General features: G+C 35.6%; 7 protein-coding genes. 5 read left to right on the top strand and 2 right to left on the bottom strand.

From position 1 onward, the window contains the following. Positions 1-450 precede the first annotated feature (450 nt). The 4 genes from DYY65_RS09135 (at position 451) to DYY65_RS09120 (ending at position 3,223) form a co-directional block, all read left to right on the top strand. Positions 451-666, top strand: a complete 216-nt coding sequence (locus tag DYY65_RS09135) for a hypothetical protein (protein ID WP_162477650.1) — start codon at positions 451-453, stop codon at positions 664-666. Positions 667-1,185: 519 nt separating this feature from the next. Beyond that, complete coding sequence (locus tag DYY65_RS09130; protein ID WP_162477649.1) at positions 1,186-2,004, top strand: hypothetical protein; 819 nt, start codon at positions 1,186-1,188, stop codon at positions 2,002-2,004. Beyond that, positions 1,995-2,684 (top strand): sensor histidine kinase, encoded by a 690-nt coding sequence (locus DYY65_RS09125; protein WP_370519343.1) that lies wholly within the window; start codon positions 1,995-1,997, stop codon positions 2,682-2,684. Before DYY65_RS09130 ends, DYY65_RS09125 begins: the two co-directional genes overlap by 10 nt. 146 nt (positions 2,685-2,830) lie before the next feature. Then, positions 2,831-3,223, top strand: a complete 393-nt coding sequence (locus DYY65_RS09120) for a response regulator (RefSeq protein ID WP_162477647.1) — start codon at positions 2,831-2,833, stop codon at positions 3,221-3,223. Between the two features lie 938 nt (positions 3,224-4,161). On the opposite strand, the gene DYY65_RS09115 is transcribed toward DYY65_RS09120, so the two are convergent. Together DYY65_RS09115 and DYY65_RS09110 are read right to left on the bottom strand one after the other, a co-directional pair. Beyond that, the gene (locus DYY65_RS09115; RefSeq protein WP_162477646.1) at positions 4,162-4,983 is read right to left on the bottom strand and encodes a PPK2 family polyphosphate kinase; all 822 of its coding nucleotides are present in this window, start codon (positions 4,981-4,983) and stop codon (positions 4,162-4,164) included. A 752-nt stretch (positions 4,984-5,735) separates the two neighbouring features. Then, positions 5,736-6,689, bottom strand: coding sequence for a cation diffusion facilitator family transporter (locus DYY65_RS09110; protein WP_162477645.1), 954 nt, complete (start codon positions 6,687-6,689; stop codon positions 5,736-5,738). Positions 6,690-6,780: 91 nt separating this feature from the next. On the opposite strand from DYY65_RS09110, the gene DYY65_RS13055 reads away from it, so the two are divergent. After that, positions 6,781-7,032, top strand: coding sequence for a ribbon-helix-helix domain-containing protein (locus tag DYY65_RS13055; RefSeq protein WP_370519342.1), 252 nt, complete (start codon positions 6,781-6,783; stop codon positions 7,030-7,032). Positions 7,033-7,250 lie beyond the last annotated feature (218 nt).

The following is a 7,250-nucleotide window of genomic DNA, read 5'->3' as shown; positions in this document are numbered from 1 at the left end:
AAGAGCATGAGCTATTGAACGTAAATCCTGAAGATGCTACATTAATCCAGGTGTTAGCGCAAGTGTTTGACGAAGGGATTGGCCCATTTTATAAACACTCAGGTTATGTATTTATTGGTGGCTGATTTCCAAACATGACACTTGCAAATGTTTTGTTCAGTAACTATGCACATTAATTCTATGTTTTTTCATGAGTTCTCTGTTGTCAAATTTAGCCAATCAAACACCACACGTCCTCAATTTCTCTCGTCGCCTACTAACATCAAATTCGTCATCCATTAACAATATGGTATTAGCATTACTAAGAGATGATTTCACAGTAATTTGTCCTATATGGCGATATTATATAAAAATTCTAACTAAACAAAATGATTATAAAAATCATAATCTTAGATATCTACTAGTCTTAATAGTGCAAATTCAGACAATGGGGATGGAGCAAATGGAGGTGTGGCAGTAAAGGGCTCAGCTAACGGTGGTGCCGGGGGTATCACTGTCGCAAATAGCGGGAATTCAAACAATGCGAATGGGGGAAATGGCGGCACCGCGATAAATAGCGGTACAGCTAACGGCGGCGACGCCAGTGTTAATGGCACAGGAAATGGTGGTAAGGGTGGCATGGCGATAGGAGCAGGCAGCAGCGCTAGTGGTACTTCTCAGAAATGAAAAAAAACATTCTTGTATGATCCAAATCTGTTTGTTGTGTTAGTCATTACCAGATATAGCGTACTACTCATTACATTACTTCGGAGACTTTTACATAAAATCACACCAATTTGGCAAAATACTGCTATCCAATTTGTATCCTGGAGTAAATTTAATTGTTTTTGCAAACAATCAGAATTTGTATATGTGAAACAAAACCCCCTTCTTCTGCAGCTCCCAGTTTTATTCTAATAATACCTTTAAGCTTTAACAATGATATTATACACTATGTATCTAATGTGAACCGATAATGATAATTTCCATTCTAGCTATAGTACCAGTGTTATTAAAGGAAGAAAACAAGCCCTAGCTGATGCTTATAGCCGGCGACTTAATGCTAAACATACTCTTTATAGCATTACCGGTGAGGAGTTAGTCAAAAGCTACAAACCATTTCTTCCCATACTACATACGTCTATTCAGCAACGAAACGGCAGCTCTAAAATAATTACAAATATTGAAAAAGATACAATCCCGGCAGTGAATCAACTAATTGAAGCAGGAGCAGAAATAAGACATGTTGATAAACACATGTTGCGGAGATGTGTAATCTACGATAATAATATTGCATATTTTTCGATAGTAGCAGAGCCTCTTATCACTAATGAGGCGATAGAAAATGTCGAACAGACCGAAGGACAAGATCTATGGATTTCATCCACAGAATCTGCTGTTATCAAAACAGCAAGAGAACGCTTTCTATCAGATTGGGAAAGTGCAACACCTTCTATAGACAGGATAAATGAGCTGAAAAAGGATAAACCAGTTGAGATCACAAGAGTTCTTAAAAATAGTAATGAAGCAATTGAGATTTACAAATCCCTAATCTATACAGCAAATAGCCAGATCCTCTATTTGTTGCCTTCTGCAAGGGCGCTTATACGTCTAAAATCAGTAGCTATACTCCATTCACTGATTGACGCAGCAACAGTTAGGAATGTGAGAGTAAGCATTTTGTGTCCTATGGATTTGGAAAATCAGCATATTATAGAGCAAATTAGAAAAATTAGAAATATAGAACTAAGATCCTATGAGTCAACGACGTCAACAGTTCTTATTACTGACAGAGAACATGTTTTTACTGCTGAATTAAAGAAGAATGCAACATATAATATTCTTGAAGCATTAGGTTTATCAACATACTCTAATAGCAAACCGACTGTAGAATCTTACATCACACTTTTTGAATCGTTATGGAAACAGAAACAGCTATATGACGAATTAGAGGATTCACATAAGCAACTAGAGTTAGCAAATGAAGAAGTAAAACTTCATAGTAAGATGCATTCATTAATGTAGCGGCTCATGAACTGCGTACTCCTTTACAACCAATACTAGGTTTATCTGATGTCCTCATGCATGAAATAACTGAACCTAAGGAATATGAATTAATAAATATCATTGCTAGAAATGCCAAAAGGTTACAGCGACTTGCGGAGAACATACTGGATGTCACAAAGATTGAAGGGGGGACGCTAAAGCTAAGAAAGGAACGATTGAATATTGTTGAGTTGATATCGAATGTAATAAAAGACTATAACACAGAGCTTGCAAAGGAACAACAAAATTACAGAGATAACAATGAGATAACACTCTCCTATAACACTTCTGAAAATTTTATTCCTGTAGAGGCAGACAGCGATAGAATAGTACAAGTTATTCTAAACATATTAGATAACGCTACTAAATTTGCAAAGAAGAATTTACATGATCTAGTAATATCTATTACTGTACAAAAAATTGATTATGATGAGATGATTGTTAACATAAAGGATAATGGCACCGGTATAGATCTGCAGATATTACCAAAGCTATTTACAAAGTTTGCTACAAAATCGCAGTCAGGTACTGGATTAGGAATGTTTATTGCAAAAAATATTATAGAGGCTCACGGTGGTAAGATGTGGGCAAAGAATAATCCTGATGGCAATGGAGCTACATTCACATTTACCTTACCAGTCTCTCCACAACATGGTTAGTAAGTATTCTTTCGCTTATGATCATGACCTGTATAAACATGATCCAATCAAAGGAGCAATACCGACATCTTGTTGATAACGGGGATCTGGCATCTTTTGCAATTACTAAATATTTTGATGTGATTTATCTTTATAAATAAATTCTCATGGGATCCAAACAGCAACAGAAAAGAATTCTCATAATAGATGATGAGGAGGACATAGCGGACATATTGCGAATGACCTTAGAATATAATGGATTTAATACGGATACTTACACTGACCCTGTATTAGCATATCGAAATTTTAGAGGAGGTCAATATGATCTAGTTATTTTAGATATCAAGATGCCAGATGTCGATGGGTTCAATTTATACCAGAAGATAAGAAGGACAGATGGCAAGGTCAAAATAATCTTTCTAACTGCAAGTGAATATTATTATGAACAGTTTAGAAAGGAAAATGGATTCGATGAATTCAATCAAGAGTTATTCTTAAGAAAACCAATCGAAACCGAGGATTTGGTTCATGAAATAAAGAAATTATTACAATTTAAATAATTGAAGCATTAACGTCCGCTCACTTCTATTTTTCCCTGCCAAATAATAGTTTCGTTACTTGTTCATAGTTTAACTTTGTAATTTGATTATCTACTTAGCCTGTTCCGATAACTGCATGTATTGGCCAAATAAATGTATTGTGCTTTCCCATATTTGCAAGCCGCAATTTGTACAATTATTGTAGATGCTCTAATAACGAACAAAAACTGATCGGTACCGGAAAATAGTGACCTCGATGTTCCAAATCAATTTCTGCAAATTCGCATACCTAAATAATTGGAGCTGCATATTAAGTACATAAGTTAATTCTGGTGTAATACGTTTCATCATCAGAAATAAACGCTAGAGTTGTTACAAACAATCTAATACTTGATTTACAACTATCTCTAAAGAAAGAACCTAATGAATATAGTCTAATTTATCGGTCTGCCCTAAAGGGTCCATTCCTTATTTATAAGAAATTTCGTGTGTACTACAATCAGTATTGTTTACAGAAATTCTGTAAGCATGATTGTATTCAAATACAATCCTGGGCCAACGCAACTATGATGGTGATAAAAACTATTGTAGATTGGGGGTCTATTATTTCCATGTAAGTATGTTCTGTCCTTGCTGGAGGATGGTGTTTAGAAAGTCACCGGCTAGTAAAGGAGGAAAAGAATGGTTGATGCTACCATGATATGAGTCAATTCTTGGAAAATGTAACAAACAAAATTATTACATATAAATCAACCCAATCAATATTAATTAAAAGTTCAGAAGCCACACGTAATACAGCTACCGCCATGAAGTATTTTGCAAATAAATGACATACCCGAAAACCAGTTTAGACAGCCGACTTAGTTGGCGCTAGAAGATCTAATCGATAGATAGAAAGATTGAAATCTATCAAAAATATATTTGAGTTACTAATTTAAATTATCAAACTTTACAACCATTTACTTTTTGTAATATAACAATTCAGAGAACTTAGAGACATCAATTTTTGGTTTAGGATATTCTAAGTGCATTTCCTCTAATGTTTTGACAACAGTACGAGCTATCATCCAATTACGGAACCACTTGAAATTTGCCGGGATAATGTACCAGGGTGAAAAGCGAGTACTACATCTACTAAGAGTTTCTTCATAGGATTCAATATATTTATTCCAGTGCCTCCTAGAAAATAGATCACTTTCAGATAACTTCCAGAGTTTTGTCTGATCATGTAATCGCTCCTTAATTCTTTGTTTCTGTTCGTCCTTGCTAATGTGCAAAAAGAATTTCAATATCGTAATATGGTTCTCTGATAAGTATCTTTCAAAATCATTGATTTGTCTGTATCTTTGGATTAATTCGTTCTTGGGAATTAAATTATTAACACGGGCCTCTATGACATCCTCATAGTGTGACCGATTAAAAATTGCGATTTCACCATTTTGCGGAATGGCCTTATGGATGCGCCAAAGATAGTCATGAGAACGCTCTTCTTCATTTGGAACCTTAAAAGATTTTACATAACAACTTTGAGGATTTAGCCCACCCATAACATGACGAATAGTACCATCCTTGCCAGAACCATCAATCCCTTGAAGAACAATTAGAAGAGACTGGCTCTTGGCCGCAAAAAGTTTGTATTGTAAATAGGACATTCGACTAGAAAAGCGATCTAGTTCATCCTCGACGTCTTCTTTTCGTTTGCCCGCGTCATAATCAGCCTCCCAGTTTTTAAGGTTGAGTTTTTTCATTGATTTTCCAGGGTCTACAAGAAATTTCATCATTTATGTCCCTAGTCACAAATATTAAAACTAAATTTCAATGTATCTGCTCTGGTGTTGATATTCGTTATCTATTACTAATTGTGCTGCATACATGGTTGACATTTTGGCTTCCTAACATATTGACACCCTACTTCGCTCGCTCCTGGAGTGAAGTAATATGGGGATTCAATTGAAAATATGCACACAATGATTGGTAACTGAACCTGGACGTTCAGGCAAGACTATATCGGATGTTTGCATCTCGTTTGGATCTCGAAGGAAACATGGTACGAATAGAAGAGAGATATGATGCTGTGCTTAAATGGATTAAATAATCATTGAAGAAAACCAGATATAAAAATATGAAGATAACTGGAGAACTGTAACGGAAAGATAGATGTAAATATATTCCTACTTCCTTTCTAGGTTTACTATTTGTTTACTATATTCGGATCTAGTCTAGTTTACTAGTTCGTGACAATCGAAAGTCACAGCTGCTCCCACCTGCTATAAGAATTTTGACATCTAATGAATACTGCCTAAATCATGGTATAAAGAAAAAAGCAAATCCAAGGTCAAGTTAAGTGATTGGGTATTTGTTTGTCATAAGACAACAGAAACCTCAAACGGGAGCGTAGCGTCAATTATGGTCACAAGTGTACAATCGATAAGAACGCGTTTAAAGGCAATTAGAATTTAAACCAACTGTGATTGATATATAAAATAATTGTAATATTACAACGATAGGTTCTCGATAGGCTCTCCGGTCAGAATCAGTTAGGTTCTGAATGGTAAGTTTCTATCTGAATGGTGGCATGGTTTACCTTGAACTTCTTTTCAAGTATTGCGTTTATTTCCTGTAAGATGCTACTAGGTCTACTACGATTTATTATTACCACATGCGCTGAGATCGCATTCATTCCCGAAGTGATTGTCCATATGTGTAAATCAAATACTCCTGTCACACCCTTAATGTCCAATATCGCATTTTTTACTTCTTCAGGTGATATATTAGCTGGTACCCCTTCCATTAATATATGAATGGATTTTTTAATGAGTGACCATGTCCTAATTAATATGAATATAGCTAGGCCTATGCTGATCAAAGGATCTGCCAAATAGAATCCGGTGGCAAATATTATAACACCTGCAGCGATAACAGCTGCAGCTCCTAACATATCACTCAGTACTTCCAAGTACGCACTTCTCACAATGAGGCTACCTTCCTCATGAATTTCTTGGTCCCCAGATTCCTCGTGGCTAGCGTTTGCATTAGATACATGAAAATGTCCATTACTTCCCAGAAGACGCATTCCGACAAAGTTCACTGCCAATCCAACAGCGGCCACCACTATTACAGGCAGGGCGTGAATTTCGGGTGGTTGAAAGATTCTAATGCCTGCTTCATATAAAACATATACAGAAATTAAAATGAGTATTAGACTGTTTAGCAGCGCTGCTAATATTTCTATTCTATAAAATCCATATGTATGTTTGAGCGTCGCAGGCTTACGAGTATAGTTTAGGGCAAAAAGAATCAAAGCAAGTCCAGCTACATCTGCAAACATGTGTCCTGCATCAGAGAGCAATGCTAAGCTTCTAGTGTAAGCAGCCACGACAATTTGTACGACAAAGTAAAATGAGGTAAGCAATAAAACGGTCGTTAGCTTGGTAGCTCTATGTGTTAATGATTCATTATCTTTTTTATTTTGTATTTTACCTAACACCCCCACCTGACTCGGCTTTAAGTGCTATTCAATAGATAAGGTCAAATACGGTCTTATTAATTTGATGCTAAGTCTGATTCACCTTTAGTAAATCCTAATAGTCGTTAGTATTTATTTAGCAATAAGGTGTCATCTGTTACAAGTATATAATTATCTGCGACAACGCAACAAGCTTGATGAAATAAAAAATGAAAAGCATTATTCCAGCAGATCTGAAGTAATCAGAGATGCAATTAGAGCATATTTATCTGAATATGAAATATCGAATTTTGAAAAAGGAAATTTAACTGCTAATCCAATATTATTGTTCGGAAAGCGATATTTGGTTCAATGGCCACATTAATAACGCTAATGCCTTCACATCTTTCACATCTTTCACCATAAGTCGTACACAGTTGTGATTATATGGACCATGCTACTATCATATTGCGAATTGCTAAAATGCATTTGTATTTTCCCTGTTTTATTAGATGACCTCAGGATTATCACTAGTGTATTATGAATGACTCAATGTCTTGAGTTCTGATTACTATGGAAGATAAATTAAAGTCTGTGCCACGT

The sequence above is a fragment of the Nitrososphaera sp. AFS genome, from assembly GCF_009898475.1.
GTDB lineage: Archaea > Thermoproteota > Nitrososphaeria > Nitrososphaerales > Nitrososphaeraceae > Nitrosopolaris.
The sequence above is the reverse complement of the archived record's forward strand: the minus strand, read 5'-3'. Positions and strand labels throughout refer to the sequence as shown.